Annotated in this window: 14 protein-coding genes; 3 read left to right on the forward strand and 11 right to left on the reverse strand. The window is 65.0% G+C overall.

Annotated features, from left to right (window positions below; all coding sequences use genetic code 11):
• Nucleotides 1-104: 104 nt before the first annotated feature.
• The 6 genes from GPA_RS11205 to GPA_RS11225 all read right to left on the reverse strand — a co-directional run bounded on the left by GPA_RS11205 (nt 105) and on the right by GPA_RS11225 (nt 5,532).
• Complete coding sequence (locus GPA_RS11205; protein WP_015539920.1) at nt 105-647, reverse strand: hypothetical protein; 543 nt, start codon at nt 645-647, stop codon at nt 105-107.
• Between the two features lie 65 nt (nt 648-712).
• Complete coding sequence (locus GPA_RS11210; protein ID WP_041239526.1) at nt 713-1,837, reverse strand: MFS transporter; 1,125 nt, start codon at nt 1,835-1,837, stop codon at nt 713-715.
• Nucleotides 1,838-1,870: 33 nt separating this feature from the next.
• Nucleotides 1,871-2,008 carry a hypothetical protein gene (locus tag GPA_RS18255; RefSeq protein WP_015539921.1) on the reverse strand — a complete coding sequence of 46 codons (138 nt, stop codon included), beginning with the start codon at nt 2,006-2,008 and terminating at the stop codon, nt 1,871-1,873.
• Nucleotides 2,009-2,207: 199 nt separating this feature from the next.
• Complete coding sequence (locus tag GPA_RS11215) at nt 2,208-2,567, reverse strand: 4Fe-4S dicluster domain-containing protein (protein ID WP_015539922.1); 360 nt, start codon at nt 2,565-2,567, stop codon at nt 2,208-2,210.
• Nucleotides 2,567-4,945: a molybdopterin-containing oxidoreductase family protein gene (locus GPA_RS11220; protein ID WP_015539923.1), complete on the reverse strand. Its 2,379-nt coding sequence runs from the start codon at nt 4,943-4,945 to the stop codon at nt 2,567-2,569. The genes GPA_RS11215 and GPA_RS11220 overlap by 1 nt, the downstream gene beginning before the upstream one ends.
• 209 nt (nt 4,946-5,154) lie before the next feature.
• Nucleotides 5,155-5,532, reverse strand: coding sequence for an SdpI family protein (locus GPA_RS11225; protein WP_156791013.1), 378 nt, complete (start codon nt 5,530-5,532; stop codon nt 5,155-5,157).
• Between the two features lie 214 nt (nt 5,533-5,746).
• Here GPA_RS11225 and GPA_RS11230 point away from each other — a divergent pair, with 214 nt between their 5' ends.
• Complete coding sequence (locus GPA_RS11230; protein WP_015539924.1) at nt 5,747-5,998, forward strand: type II toxin-antitoxin system Phd/YefM family antitoxin; 252 nt, start codon at nt 5,747-5,749, stop codon at nt 5,996-5,998.
• A gap of 2 nt (nt 5,999-6,000) precedes the next feature.
• Entirely contained in the window at nt 6,001-6,294 is a 294-nt protein-coding gene (locus tag GPA_RS11235) for a Txe/YoeB family addiction module toxin (protein ID WP_015539925.1), read from the forward strand.
• A 30-nt stretch (nt 6,295-6,324) separates the two neighbouring features.
• Here the strand turns inward: GPA_RS11235 and GPA_RS11240 are convergent, their stop codons facing one another.
• The 5 genes from GPA_RS11240 to GPA_RS11260 all read right to left on the reverse strand — a co-directional run bounded on the left by GPA_RS11240 (nt 6,325) and on the right by GPA_RS11260 (nt 11,779).
• On the reverse strand, nt 6,325-7,797 hold the full coding sequence (locus GPA_RS11240) for a helix-turn-helix transcriptional regulator (protein WP_015539926.1): 1,473 nt from the start codon (nt 7,795-7,797) through the stop codon (nt 6,325-6,327).
• Nucleotides 7,798-8,082: 285 nt separating this feature from the next.
• Nucleotides 8,083-8,478: a SufE family protein gene (locus tag GPA_RS11245; RefSeq protein WP_015539927.1), complete on the reverse strand. Its 396-nt coding sequence runs from the start codon at nt 8,476-8,478 to the stop codon at nt 8,083-8,085.
• On the reverse strand, nt 8,447-9,730 hold the full coding sequence (locus GPA_RS11250; protein WP_049784126.1) for an aminotransferase class V-fold PLP-dependent enzyme: 1,284 nt from the start codon (nt 9,728-9,730) through the stop codon (nt 8,447-8,449). The genes GPA_RS11245 and GPA_RS11250 overlap by 32 nt, the downstream gene beginning before the upstream one ends.
• On the reverse strand, nt 9,727-10,131 hold the full coding sequence (locus tag GPA_RS11255) for a hypothetical protein (protein WP_114568306.1): 405 nt from the start codon (nt 10,129-10,131) through the stop codon (nt 9,727-9,729). The genes GPA_RS11250 and GPA_RS11255 overlap by 4 nt, the downstream gene beginning before the upstream one ends.
• 112 nt (nt 10,132-10,243) lie before the next feature.
• Complete coding sequence (locus GPA_RS11260) at nt 10,244-11,779, reverse strand: hypothetical protein (protein ID WP_015539929.1); 1,536 nt, start codon at nt 11,777-11,779, stop codon at nt 10,244-10,246.
• Between the two features lie 128 nt (nt 11,780-11,907).
• On the opposite strand from GPA_RS11260, the gene GPA_RS11265 reads away from it, so the two are divergent.
• The gene (locus GPA_RS11265; RefSeq protein WP_015539930.1) at nt 11,908-13,515 is read left to right on the forward strand and encodes a PucR family transcriptional regulator; all 1,608 of its coding nucleotides are present in this window, start codon (nt 11,908-11,910) and stop codon (nt 13,513-13,515) included.
• Nucleotides 13,516-13,693 lie beyond the last annotated feature (178 nt).

Raw genomic sequence — 13,693 nt, forward strand, 5'->3', positions numbered from 1 at the left:
GGTGCCCGTCCGGCGGGCGGCGGCTTTCTGGGCGGGGGTCATCTTCTTCTTGCGGCTCATGGCGGAATCTCCTTCCTCGGCGGCGGCGCGGCGGATTTACGCCGCTAGCCCTTCTTCGTCGGCACGGGCGCGCGCTCGGCCTCCCATTGCTCCAGTATCACGCTGCCGCGGTACTTGTACACGCCGTAGATGCCGGCGAAGTCGTAGCCGGCGCAGGAGAACGTGCCGCCGATGGACGTGACGAACTCGGCCGCCTCGACGTTGAACGCGCCGCGTTGGAACACGTAGAGGTTCGCGATGTTGTCGCGGCTTCCCGTGGGGGCCAGGAACAGGCCCGTGCCGAACTGCACCGGCAGCCCGTCGCCCTTGAGGCGCAGGTTCTCCACGGCCAGGTCGGGCTCGAAGCGTCCGATCCAGCTCTTTCGCTTGAGCGCAGCCCACCCCGCCCACACCGACGTGCCCTTCTGGGCGTCGTCGGTGTAGACGGCGTTGAAGAAGTCATGGTAGGATGCCGCGCCTTCCAGGTACGGCGCGTAATCGGGCGATACGCCCGGGCCCGCCGACACGTACAGCAGCAGGCGCTCCAGCGTGGCACGCGAGGCGAGCGGCGCCTGGTCGATTCCCTCTTTCAGCTCTTGGTAGTCCATGGTGTCTCCTTCGTCCCGGCTTCTCGGCCGGGCAGTCGTCGGCGGTCGGCCGCCCAGGCAGCCGCCTAGAACCCGCGCGGCCAGGCCTCCTCGGCCGGCACGTCGTCGAGCGTCTTCACGTCCTTACCGCGCGGCAGGATGAACAGGCACAGCACGAACGAGATCACGTAGGCGGGGATCTGCAGCACGATGCCGGCCATGTTCCAGCCGAGGGCCTCCTGCAGCGCCCCGAACACGGGCGATCCCAGCGTGGAGCCCAGGTTCTGGCAGAACTGCATGATGGCCATGGCCATGGTGGCGCCCATGGCGGTGTTGCGCATGAGCATCGGCGCCATGGGGCGCAGCGAACCGCCGCACATGCCGCCGCCCACGCCCTGCAGCACGATGACGAACCACATGACGGCGATCGCCCCCGGCCCGGTGTAGAACATGCACCAGCCGGTCAGGAACAGCATGCCCATCATCACCAGGCCCACGACGTACTTGCGCCCGAGCGGCAGGCGGTCGGACACGAAGCCCGTGAGCGGCGCCACGATAAGCGACAGGAGCATGATGACGGACGAGAGCGACGAGGCCGTCTGCGCGTCGAAGCCCAGCTGCGTCTCGAGGAACGTGTTGTAGTACGTGTTCATGATGCCGATGGTGGTGAAAGCGAACAGGAAGAACACGGCGCCCAGGATCCAGATGCGGCGGTTCCTGCAGTATTTGAGCGACTCCTTGAACGTGCCCTCCACGCCCATGTCCCCCGTGGCGCCCGGAGGCATCTTGTACACGAGGGCGAACATCAGGAACGCCACGGCGCACACGCCGGCGATGGCGAAGAACACCGCCTGGTAGCCGAACATGCCGGCGATGGCGGGCGCGGCGTTGAAGGCTGCGACGGAGCCCACGGGCACCCAGGTGGCCCAGATGCCCAGCGCGAGCCCGCGCTTGCGCTCCGGGAACCAGATGGTCACGCACGACGGCGCGGCCACGCCGATGAGGCCGATGCCCACGCCCTCCAGCAGGCGGCTCGCCATGAGCACGTTCAGGTCGGCCGTGGCGCCGCCGAGCGCCGAGCCCACGCCCAGGCACGCGACGGACAGCAGTATGACGTTCTTCAGCCCCATGCGGCGCGCGATGAACGCGGCGGGGAAGGCCAGCACCACGCCGATGACGGCGATGGCGCTCATGAGCGTGCCGAACGTCACGGGATCGAGCGCCCCGTGGAACGCCGGGAACAGTCACGACGCCAACGGCGGCATCTTGAACTGGCACAGCGGCGCGCAGAAGCTCGCCAGGTACGTGACGGCCAGGATGCCCCAGGCCTTGCCGGAAACCTTGTCCTGCTTGGCTATCTGGTCGGCGGTCAAATCTGCCATATGAAATCACCCCTTGGATACGCTTTCCCCAAAATCCATCCCCTTTCGGCATTACCTCACCGGCTCGCGGTCGACGGGGAAATGCCGGAAGCAGGCAGCTGGCTGGGCCGTCCGCCGAAAACCGGGCGGCGGCAAAGGGCCAGTCGCTGAAAGCGGGAGGCTGGAGCGGCGCGGAGCCGATCCAGCCTCCCTCATGCCCCTACGCGCAGGGCGGTACCCACAGGTACTGCTGCGGCTTGGCGTCCAGGCGCTTCGCGAGCTCTTCCACCGGGCCGAACTCCATGCACTTGGCCTGGCAGTGGAACACGCAGGAGGGGAGCTTGCCCTTCTCCCGGCGGTCGGCGCACAGATCGCAGATCTTCGTGAACGCGGGGATGAAGTCGTAGACGTAAGCATCCGTCTCGTTGCCCTCGGCGTCCTTCACCGGCCACGGGCCGTTCTGCATGACCTTCACGCCCCACTGTTCGAGCGGCAGCTCGTGCTCGGCCTGGCAGGCCACCTCGCACGAGTAGCACCCCGTGCAGTACTGGTAGTCGACGAGAATTCCGTTCATGGCCATTACAGTTCCTCCTCCTTGCAGCGGTACACCTTGCAGAGCGTGCACTTCAGATCGGCGCCGAAGCCGGTGGTGCCGGGCTTGTTGGCGAGCAGCTGGTTGATGTTGGACTGGCGGAAGCCGTACAGGTTCGGCTCGGCGCCGTCCTGCTCGGGGAACCACCAGCCGTGCTGTGCGGCGATCTCCTTCTCGTGCACCTCGAAGGTGAGGCGGGCGCGCTGGCGGCAGCGGCCGCGGTGGTTCTCGATCCACACCCAGTCGCCCTCGGAGATGTTGAGGTCCTTCGCCGTGCGCGGGTGGATCTGCACCCACGGGTCGGGCGTGAGCTGGCGCAGGTAGGGGATCTGGCGGTGCTCCGAGTGGAAGAACGACGTGGCGCGGGCGCCCGTGATCATGATGAGCGGGTACTCCTCGTAGAGGTCGGGCGTGGTGACGGGCCCGATGCCCGGCTCCTCGATGTAGGGCAGCGGGTCGTAGCCGAACTTCTCGAACAGCGTGGAGTAGAACTCGATGCGGCCGGTGGGGGTGTTGAAGCCGGGCTGACCGTCGGGGCGCATGAGGCCCTTCTCGTACTTCTTGTACACGTACTTCTGGTAGACCGGGCCATGCTCCATGAGCTCGTGGAACGTGAAGCCGGAGGGGCTCACTATCTCGTCGTACACCTCGTCCTCGGTCGCCCACGGCCAGGTGCGCTGCTTGCCCTCGGGGCGGCCGATGGCCTGGTTGAACTCGTCGTCGTTGTCGAAGTACTGCGCGAGCTCGCGGTTGATCTCGCAGTCCGACTTCGCCTCGCCCTCGGCCGCGCAGGCGCCCGTGATGGCGGAGAGGAAGTAGTAGTGCGCGCGTACCGAGTGCTTCTCGGCCCAGGTCTGCACCGGCATGACGATGTCGGCGCACGACTGGATGGTGGGCGTCATGAAGATGTCCACGGCGGCGATGAACTCGGGCTTCTTCATGGCCTGGTACCAGCGCTCGGTCTCGCAGCTCATGCAGGCGATGCCGTTGGACGTCTGGATCCACACGCCCTTGACCTTGCCCTCCTCCATGTACTCTAGGCACATGTCGGGCATGGCCTGGGTGAGGCCGTAGCGGTACATGGGGAACTCTTTCCAGCCCACGCGCTTCTTCTGCATCTCCTCGTTGATGAGGTCGTAGATGCCCCAGGCGCCGGCGGAGGGCTGGTCCACGCCCATGGGCGAGGCGGTGTAGCACATGCCGCCCGGCACGTCGAGGTTGCCGGTGATGGTCCACAGCGCCGCGATGGCGGCGGCGCAGGGCGTGCCCTGGCTCTGCATGTCAACGGCGAGTCCCCACACGACGTTGGCCGGCTTGGACGTGGCGAACAGGCGCGCGGCGGCCACGATCTTCTCCTTGGGAACCCACGTCATGGCCTCCACCTGGTCGAGCGACAGCTCGCGGGCGCGCTCGGCCAGCTCGTCGAAGCCGTAGGTCCAGCGCTCCACGAAGTCGTGGTCGTAGAGGTCCTCGTCGATGATGACCTTGATCATGCCGAGCGCGAGGCCCGTGTCGGTGCCGGGGCGCAGCTGCAGGTGGATGTCGGCGTGCGCGGCGAGCCACGTGACGCGCGGCTCCACGCTGATGAGCTTGCAACCGAGCTTCATGGCGTCGGTCACCCAGTGGCCCATGAAGAAGTCGGGGTTGGAGATGGTGGGGTTGCAGCCCCAGACGATGGTGCACTCGGGGCACACCCACTCGGGGTCGTCGTAGCGCAGCGCCGAGAACTGCGAGAAGTCGGCGATGAGCATGCCGCCGTAGGTCATGATCATGAGCGACAGGCGGGGCAGGTAGCAGGCGGTGCCGGACAGGAAGCCGTACTCGTTGGGGCTGCCGAACGTGTTCGCCATGCGGCCGACCTGCCACTGGTTGTCGCGGGCGGTGCCGCGCAGGCAGTGGATGGAGTCGCCGCCGTAGGTCATGGAGATGCGGCGGAACTCCTTGTAGCAGGTTTCCAGCGCCTCGTCCCACGTGATGCGCTCCCACTGGCCGCTTCCGCGCTCGCCCACGCGCCTCATGGGGTGCAGGATGCGGTCGGGATGGAACTCCACCTGCTTGAAGGCCAGGCACCTGGGGCACAGCGCGCCGCGGTTGTACGGGTCGTCCGGGTCGCCCTCGCACTTGATGAACTTGCCGGTCTCCTTGTCGGAGTACACCAGCACGCCGCAGCCCTCGTGGCAGCCCGGCGCGCTCCACACCGAGGTGCGGGTGACCACCATGCCGTCCTCCTCGTACTGGAAGGGTTTGGGGTGCTTCCAGCGCGGATCCACCTCCTGCCTCTTGCCGGCGCCGAAGTTGAACTGGTTCTCCTCCTTGGACGTGCCGATCTCGTCGCGGTCCTTCTCCGCGACAGCGTTCTCTACCATCGCAACTCCTCTCGCTTTGCGCGGGCCTGTCGGGTGTCCGCCCCAATCGGCCCTCCCCTCTGGGGTTGCAATCGAGTAAAGCACGCGATAGGTATGAGCCTATCGCGTAATGAGTATGCAGATTGGGAATCAGTACGTTGGTATGACGCGGTGAGCAGGGGAGATGGAAAGGGGGTCCAAAGTTTTGCACGGAGGGGCGCGGAGGCGCCCTAGGCCATCGCCGCCATGGCCTGACTTGCCCAGAACACGAGAACGCCAACGGTGACGATAACGATGAACGCCGCCAGCACCCGGTAGAGGATGAGCGCCCCTTTGCGGCTGATGTTGTGCACGAGACCATGGTCGTAGAGGAAGTCGTTGAATGCGTAGCACGCCGCGAGGAGCGCGTTCGTCACTCCCATTATCATGCCGAAGGGCAGCATGGTCCACGGCGAGCCGTATCCGTCGATGTCCCCCGCTGCGTTCCAATGCATCGGCACGTTGGTCGCGCCGGGAGGGAACAGCAGGATGGTTGCCAGGCAGGCGATTGCCGGCAGCACGATAACGGCCAGCCAGAAAACCACGTCGAGCACGCGGGGTGGTCTCATAGGCTATTCCATGCGGTGCGTCGATTGGCGGGCGTCATATCGGGTTCCTCCTTGGGGATGTCACCTGATTGCGAGCCCATTGTCGCACTTTCGTTTCTAAAGATTGAGAATAATTGAAGAAATTTCGGCAGGAGTACAGCAGGAAGGCGGTTATTGACGTACGTAATTGCGTACGCTACTATAGGGCAGAAGAAAAGAGATAAGGAGGCAGGCCATGACTTCGATCACCGCAACGGCCCTGCGGCAGAATATCTACCAGACCATCGCTCAAGTGAACGAGAACTGCACGCCCATCGCCATCACGAACAGCAAGGGGAAGGGGGCAGTGCTCGTCGGCGAATCCGATTGGGCGGCTATCGAGGAAACGCTCTTCCTCAACGGCATACCCGGCATGAGCGAGTCGTTGCGCGCCGGCAAGGAGGAAAAACCCGAGGATTGCCTCTCCGAAGACCAACTTGAGTGGTAGTCATGTATGCAGTGAAGTTCACGAAGCAGGCCGCAAAGGACGCAAGGAAGCTTAAAGCCGCCGGTCTCGACAAGAAGGCGAAAGCCCTTGTCGAGGTGCTCAAACGCGATCCTTTTCAAGAGGCCCCTGCCTACGAAGCGCTTGTGGGAAACCTTTCCGGCCTCTATTCGCGGCGCATCAACCTGCAGCATCGACTCGTCTACCAGGTATATGCAGAGCCCTTTGATGAAGAGGGCGTGCATTACCAGGGCATCGTGAAAGTTGTGCGCATGTGGACGCACTACGAGGGGCTCTAACCTGCTCCCGCGCGCCCTTGCCTTTCCGCGTTATTTCTGCTGCTCCTCCACCGGGAACTCCTCTACGAAGTCCATGAGCTTCTGCTGGGAGTGGATGTCGAGCTTGCGGTAGATGCTGTAGATGTGGCTCTTCACCGTGTGCGGCGAGATGGTGAGCTTGCTCTGGATGTAGGCGGCGTTGCGCCCCTTCGCCAGGAACTGCAGGATGTCGGTCTCGCGCGGCGAGAGCTGGTAGAGCTCGGCCACGGCGGCGCAGCGGCGCTCGAAGAGCTCCTTCTCGGTCAGGTTGGAGGGCACGACGGGCTGCGGACCGGAGGGCCCGTCCGCCGCGGTGCCGTCGGGGGCGTGGTGCTCGGCCGAGGGGAAGAACAGCATGACCACCACCACGAGGGCGAACGCCATGCACAGGCGCACGATCATGAAGGCGTCGGAATGGGCGCCGTAGGCCATGGTCATGCCCGTGGCGACGGCCCATCCCACGAGGAACCCCAGCGCGCTGAACACGAGGCGCGCGGGCGCCTGCCTGAACACCGGCGTGTCCCAACGGTGCATGCCCTTCTTGACGATGAACGCGTAGTTCACCGAGACGAACGCCGCCCAAGAGGCCACCACCAGGCACGAGCAGGCCAGCTGCACGCCCTCGGTGGCGAAGGGCATGGACAGGCACGCCAGCACGGTGATGCACAGCAGCACCCGCTGGATGACGGTGATGCCCACGGACCGCCCGGCGAAGGCGAGCGCGGCGATGATGCCGGCGCCGGGCACGACGAACAGCAGTCCCACGAGCACGTCCTGCGAGCCCGAGTTGAACAGGTAGACGAACGTGAGGCCGAACACGATGCCGAACGCCACGAGCGAGGGCTCGATCTCCCGAGTGAACTCCCAGGTGTTCTTGCAGGAGCCGGCGGGCGGGGCGTCGGCGTTGCCCTCGCCCCGCTCCCCGGCGAAGCGCAGCAGGCCCACGCTCAGGAAGGCGTAGATGATGCAGAAGACGGGCTGCAGGGACTCGGGCACGAGCGCTGCGAGGGCGAACAGCGCGCCTCCGGCCGCCATGGACAGGCTCGTGAAGCGCGGCAGGCTCTGCAGCTTGATGCGGCTGCCCACGTCGAGCCAGCTCACCGTCAGAAGCGCCCCGCCCAGGCCCGCACCGAGGTTCACCGCGCAGAGCACGGGCACGGGCACGGCCACGCCAAGGTCCAGCAGCACGGCCGTCGTAGGCAGTAGGAGCGCGAGTACGGCGCCGGTTGCGAGGACGGGAAGGTGGAACGGGTCGAACCGGGCGCTCTTGCCGGCGAAGTGAAGGGCCAGGTATCCCAGCGCCATCCCTGCGAACACGAACAGCTGGATGCCGTCGCGCTCGGCGACGGGGACGTCTTGGATGAACACGGCGAACAGCCAGTAGTGCGAGACGAACATCCATCCGAAGAAGCAGGCGAACCCGCCGGTGGCCAGAAGCTCCATGGCGCCGATGCGGGGCTTGCCCGCGGTTTTGCCGTCGTTCATCCGATTCCCCCTGCAGTGCCCGATGCGGTTTCATCCCCCCTGGAGAAACTGAGCACGATCGCACGCCCGCCGGGCACTCTCCGGGACGCGGACCCCAACATCTCCGAAAGCCTAGTATACATCAAAAAGACCGCTGCCTGTCGTGCCCGCGGCGTGCCCCTTACTGGGTGGCAGCCGCCGCCTTCGTGGCGGGGCCTTTGCGCAGAGTACACGATCTGATACCTCTGCGAAAACCCCAGCCGAAGCGATAGGGAGGGGAAGCCCCCTTCCCGTGAACGGTGTTCTTCAAGGTGCGCTCGCTATGAGTGCTACAGCCGCTCCGAGCCCTTTCATCTGAAGCTTCGTGAAGTGGCGGGCGAATGCGGGGTCGTCGAGCAAAAGGCATACATGCGCGGCGCGCTCGATGGCGGTGCGGCCGTTGTACACCTCCTCGATCAGGGCGAGCGCTCCCTGTACGGCGATCGATTCCGAATCTCCGAGCACGGCAGCGCGCCCTTCCCCGTCGTGCTCGACGGGGATCCATGTTCTCGCTTGGCATTCTCTCACGAGGTGCGCATCGTCGCGCAGGTGCTCGGGAAAGGCGGCCGCCTCGCCCGCACATCCTGCGAGGTAGCCGTACTGCAGCACCGGGTCGTCGAGCTCGTGCAGGTCAGCGAGTATGTCGTTCTCGACAGAGCGCATGTCCACCGCATCCGCCCCCTTTCAGCAGACAGGAAGCCGTCTCGAAGGCGGCAAGGGCCCGGTCGATGTCTCCGGTGGTATTGTACGGGGCGACCGATACCCGCACGGCCGCGTCGCAGCCGAGTGCGCGCAGGTAAGGCTGGGCGCAGTGATGCCCGGAGCGCACGGCCACGCCGCGGCCGTCGGCGATCTTGGCCCAGTCGTAGGGCGAGCCCTTGTCGACGGAAAAAGCCAGGCAGCCGTGCCGCGCAGGACAACTGCCGAGGACGTTCGCGCCTTCGATTAAGGTAAGACCCGCCTCGAGGCGGGCGAGCAGGGCGTCCTCGTGGGCGAGCAGGGCCGCCGCGTCGAATCCTTCCCAGAAGCGCAGTGCCGCGGCAAGCCCGACAGCCCCATCGATGTTCGGCGTGCCGGCCTCGAGGCGCTCGACGGAACCGAGCAGGCGCGTCTCTTTCTCCGTTACCTCCGAGACCGTTCCGCCACCGAAGCTTTCCGGTTCGAGCCGCTCTTGGACGCGAGCTGCGATCCACAGTACCCCGATGTCGCAGGGCGCTCCGAGCTTGTGTCCCGAGAACGCGTAGAGGTCGCAGCCGAGATCCCGCACGCTTCGCCGGCCATGGACGATACCCTGGGCGCCATCGGCCACGATGAGCGCGTCGCTGCCCTCGTGTACAACAGCCGAGAGCGCCGCGAGATCGCACCCGATGCCGGTGACGTTGGACAGCTCGGTGAGCGCCACGATGCGCGTGTTCTCGGTTACTTCCTGCAAGAACGCCGACAAGTCGAGGGCGCCTCTCGCATCCGGCGGTACGACGCGCAGCTCGCAGTCCGTGATGCGGGAGAGGTGGCGCCAAGGAAGCAGGTTGGAGTGATGCTCGAGACCGCTTACGACGATGTTGGAGCGCTCGTCGAGGGCGGGGGCCAGCATCCGCGCCGCCCGGTTGAGCGCGTCGGTTGCGCCGCTCGTGAACACGACTTCCTGCTCGTCGGCCCCGATGAAGGCCGCCACTGCCCGTCGTGCCCCGTCGAATGCATCCGAGGCGGCGAGCGACAGGGAATGCACGCCGCGGTGGACGTTTGCGTAGCTCGTCGTGCGGAACGCCTCCAATGCGTCCATGACCGGGCGCGGCATCTGCATCGTGGCGGCGTTGTCCAGGTAGGCGACCGGCGCCGCTCCCTCGGCATCGGCGAGCAAAGGGATGGCGGCACGGATACGGCAGGCCAGCGCATCGTCGGGCTGCCGCGCGCTCACAGCTGCACCTCTCCGTCGCCGAGGGTTGCGAACACGAGGTCGGCCAGCTCGTCCGTCGTCTCGGCGAGGCCGGCCCTCATTCCATCGAGCGCGACGCCGAGCTCACGCTGCAAGGCCATGATGAGCAGCGCCTGCTTCATGTCGACCGAGCGCACTCCGTCGCAAGTGGGGGATCGGCCCTCCTCGGCCACGTGCGTACGATTCGCCGCAAGCGCCTTGGCAAGGCTCGCCTCGGCGAGCGCTTCAAGGTTGCGGCTCGGCGCCTCGTCGGCCGCGAGGCCGAATTTCGCCAGCACGTACAAGAGCAGCCGCTCCCGCAGTTCGTCAGCATCGAGCGTTCCGGCAACAGCGGACGCGCGAACGGAGGAGATCTGGCGGGCTGCCGCTTTCTTGCTATCCATCAGGCGCTCCTTAACCTCGCTGCGCATGGTCTGTCCTTTCGCTTCCAGGTTTGCCTGTTTTGGCCCGACCTGTCCGGCGCGCCCGTCGTCGGACAGGTCGGGAAGGTTTTTTCTAGGCCCGCACGACGGAAAGGTCCAGGCGACGAGCCAACTCGGCCAGGTCGTCGGCGATGTCGCCGTAGACGAGCGGCAGGTGCAGCCCGAAGCGCATCTGCTTCTTGAACAGGTCGCGCGCATCGGCCACCTTGAACACGAAACCCCCGTTGCAGTTGTCGGTGTCGAAGCCGGTGCCGACAACGATCTCGCCGGAAACGATCAGCATCTCGTCGAGGGTGGGGGAGATGCGGCAAAGCGTGACCCTCTGCCCCGCATCGGCCGTGAAGTCGTGTCTCTGGATGGCGCCGAATCCTTGGTCGTAGGCGAAGTGCCGCAGTGCGTAGGCATCGGCGGCCGCCTCGAGGCCGTGAAGCTTGCGGCAGGGGGTGGAGTGGATAACCAAGTACAGGTTCGCCGCTTCCTCGAGCGGGATGCCGGCCACGTCCTCCTCGTGCACGTTCACGGGCCACTCTATATGCCCTTCGGTCACGACGACGGGCAGCGTGTTGCCCATGTAGGCGGCCGAGTTCGAAAGGGCCATCTCGGCGATCATGCACACCACCGATGTCACGTCGTACTCGCAGGCGCTCCCGAACCCCTGCTCCAGGTTGAGCGAGTGGGCCAGGCAGAACGTGAACTGCTGCTCATTCAAGCGGCGAGTCGAGCAGGCATCCGGACAGGGGGCGGCGAATCCTGCGCAGTCGTACTCGTCCATGAGCTTCTGCACGACGGTCCATGCGACGAGCGACTTCACCACGAACGACTTGTCGACGATGCATGGATCGGCCCCGGCCATGAGCTCGTCGGCCATATCCTCGCAGCGGGTCAGCTCGTCGGACGTTATGTTGGGCGTGGTGCGTCCGGGCGTGGTGGGGTTGCCGTCTTCGGGCAGCGGATCCATCATGTCCATGAGCTCGTGCACGTTCACGTGACGGAAGTGGCATCCCAGCTTTCGCGTCACATCGGAGAGGCAGACGAAGGAGTCGTTGCCGCCTGCCTTCGGCGTGGTGGAGTCGAAGCGGGGAGCCAGAAGGATATTCGCCGTGCGCACGGCCTTCTCGGCGCGCAGGAGGCGGCAGTAGCGCGCCACTTCCGGCCAGTCGAAGGCGGGCAGGATGTCGGCGCCGCGGCGAGCGGCGGGTGCGGTGGACATGGCGCCGAACGACTTGGTGGGGTTCATGGCCACCGGCTTGCTCGTGCGGCAGCAGAACTCCACGAGGACCTGGTTCGCACCGAAGTTCGACATGACCACGTAGAGGTCGGTTCGCGCCTCGTCTGCGAGCATCTCCTCGAAGTAGGCATCCTTGATATCCCAGTCATCGGTGCAGCACACAACGGCGGGTTCGAGAACATTGGCGCCGGTTGCGGCCACGTATTTCTGCACGTTGGCCAGGAAGCCTTTGAGCATCTTCCCCTGCACGATGGCATCGAAGCCGGGCTTGATGGCGTCGCCGCCGGCCATGCGGCACGGCCCTTCGTAGTAGTACTGATGCTCGAAGCCGATGAACACCGGCTTCACGTTGAGCTTGACGTCGGTTACGCTGCGTTTCATGGACGACCCCTCTCATTCTATGGTGGACCGGCCTTTAGGAGCCGGCATCCTCCTGGTCGCATAATAGAGCGCACGATATACCGTGGATATGGCGTATTGCACAAGAAAATGATCTATAATGCAGCATTATGACGATATCCTTATTTATGATCGCCGATAGCGTGAAAGGTTGCTCTCTCGGCGATGTCCCCGATGGTGCGCCACGATGGTTCACGCGCATCGTTTCGGACGAACAGGCGGATGGGGCCCTGTTCGGCGCGTTGCGCCCGCGCGTCGAAGACGTGCTGTTCGTTGGCGATGCCGCGGGGTGCTCGGCTTACGTCGAACACCATCCGGCAGGGTGGGCGCTGTGCGTGCAGGATGAGAGCGTTCTCCCCGCGGAGCTCGCTGCCTTTGCGGATCGCGTAATCGTTCTGCAAACCAGCCGCAATGCCGGGTTCGTAGCCACCGCCGCATCCTGCAAACTGATCGACGTCTCCGAATGGCTTGCACGCATGCAGCGCTCCCTGCTGGAGGGGGGAAGCTATCAGGAGCTGGTCGATGCGAGCGAGCATATGCTGGGCAACGCCCTGACGGTGTCCGATTCCGGGTTTCGCATCGTCGCCCGTACGCGCGAGCTGCTGCCAACCAACCCGCTTATAAGGGAGTCCATTGCCAACGGCATGTTCGACAAGAAGGCACTCGACACCTTCAGGAAAAACGAGCGGCCCCAGCGCTGGAGCACCCGTACCGGCATCCATCTGCTCGAGGTCTCGGAAACGGGCCCGGTCGTTGAATGTATCTTCCGTATCGAGGGGATTTACTCGGCACATCTGGTCATGCATTGCGAATGGAGGCCTTTGTCAGACGGCCTTCTGGACGAGCTGTCGCTGCTCGCTGATTGCATCGAGTTGCACCTCAAGCATGAGCTTTCGGCGGGAAGGCTGTTCGACCAAGGACCCGCGCGAACGCTTGTCGACCTCATCGAAGGCGTACCGGTGTCGCATCGTAAACTCAACGCGTGGTTGCGGACGTCGGGGTTAGCTTGCGATGGGTTCTTCGAGCTAGCGGTTGTCGACTACGGTTACCGCGACGAGGAGCGGCAGCTCGCCGTGTATGCTGGCTTGCGTCTGCTCGAACTGTTCCCCGATGCGGTTGTTGCCCTCAAGGAGAATTGCGCTGTGATGGTGCGCAAATGTTTCGCGAGAGGGGATGCTGCGACGCACGATACCGTGCTTGACACCCATGCGCGCTCCTATTACGGAAGGGTTGGCCTGTCGGACCGATTCGAGCGTATCGAAGATGCGCGTTTCGCCTACAGACAGGCCGTCATCGCGCTGTCGATGGCGGCGTCCGATGGGCGGGGTGTGACGGCGATGCCGAACCGGCTATGGAGAGAGGGCGCGGACGCTGCAGAGGATACCCGGCTTTTTTGCTTCCGGGACTATCTGGTTCTCTATCTTCTGGTGGCCGAGCAGCAGGACGAGGAATTGGTATCGTACTGCGTCGGGCGGGGCGTGCCCATGCGTATTCTCGAGGCCGATCGACGGGCGGGCACGCAGGATTGCGAGTTGCTGTTCGTCTATCTCGTGTGCGAACGTCGTTCGTCGCTCGCGGCAGAGCGGCTCCACCTTCACCGCAACACGCTGCTGTACCGCATCCGTCGTATAGAGCAGGAGTACGGCATCGATCTCAAGAGATGGCAAGTTCGCGAGCGGCTGCTCGCCGAGTACCAGATCATGTGCTTCGGCGGATGATCTGGTACTCGGAGTAGGGGGGCGCTCGCCGGCCTCATGCTACGCCCGGCGGTCTGATGCCGCGCTCGCTCACGACCTTGTCCACCGACGCCATGCCGAACTCCCTGCAGGCGCTCGCCACGCCGGGCGTGGCGCCGGTGACGGCGTCTGGATCGCAGGTGCCCGGCGGCGGGCAGGG

It is taken from the genome of Gordonibacter pamelaeae 7-10-1-b (genome assembly GCF_000210055.1).
In the GTDB taxonomy this organism is placed as follows: domain Bacteria; phylum Actinomycetota; class Coriobacteriia; order Coriobacteriales; family Eggerthellaceae; genus Gordonibacter; species Gordonibacter pamelaeae.

Excerpts from the sequence above, each read along its gene's own strand:
- GPA_RS11225 (WP_156791013.1), bottom strand. The coding sequence starts at position 5,532 with ATGAGACCACCCCGCGTGCTCGACGTGGTTTTCTGGCTGGCCGTTATC.
- GPA_RS11215 (WP_015539922.1), bottom strand. The coding sequence starts at position 2,567 with ATGGCCATGAACGGAATTCTCGTCGACTACCAGTACTGCACGGGGTGC.
- GPA_RS11235 (WP_015539925.1), top strand. The coding sequence starts at position 6,001 with ATGTATGCAGTGAAGTTCACGAAGCAGGCCGCAAAGGACGCAAGGAAG.
- GPA_RS11245 (WP_015539927.1), bottom strand. The coding sequence starts at position 8,478 with ATGCGCTCTGTCGAGAACGACATACTCGCTGACCTGCACGAGCTCGAC.
- GPA_RS11220 (WP_015539923.1), bottom strand. The coding sequence starts at position 4,945 with ATGGTAGAGAACGCTGTCGCGGAGAAGGACCGCGACGAGATCGGCACG.
- GPA_RS11265 (WP_015539930.1), top strand. The coding sequence starts at position 11,908 with ATGACGATATCCTTATTTATGATCGCCGATAGCGTGAAAGGTTGCTCT.
- GPA_RS11260 (WP_015539929.1), bottom strand. The coding sequence starts at position 11,779 with ATGAAACGCAGCGTAACCGACGTCAAGCTCAACGTGAAGCCGGTGTTC.
- GPA_RS11255 (WP_114568306.1), bottom strand. The coding sequence starts at position 10,131 with ATGGATAGCAAGAAAGCGGCAGCCCGCCAGATCTCCTCCGTTCGCGCG.
- GPA_RS11205 (WP_015539920.1), bottom strand. The coding sequence starts at position 647 with ATGGACTACCAAGAGCTGAAAGAGGGAATCGACCAGGCGCCGCTCGCC.
- GPA_RS18255 (WP_015539921.1), bottom strand. The coding sequence starts at position 2,008 with ATGGCAGATTTGACCGCCGACCAGATAGCCAAGCAGGACAAGGTTTCC.
- GPA_RS11240 (WP_015539926.1), bottom strand. The coding sequence starts at position 7,797 with ATGAACGACGGCAAAACCGCGGGCAAGCCCCGCATCGGCGCCATGGAG.
- GPA_RS11230 (WP_015539924.1), top strand. The coding sequence starts at position 5,747 with ATGACTTCGATCACCGCAACGGCCCTGCGGCAGAATATCTACCAGACC.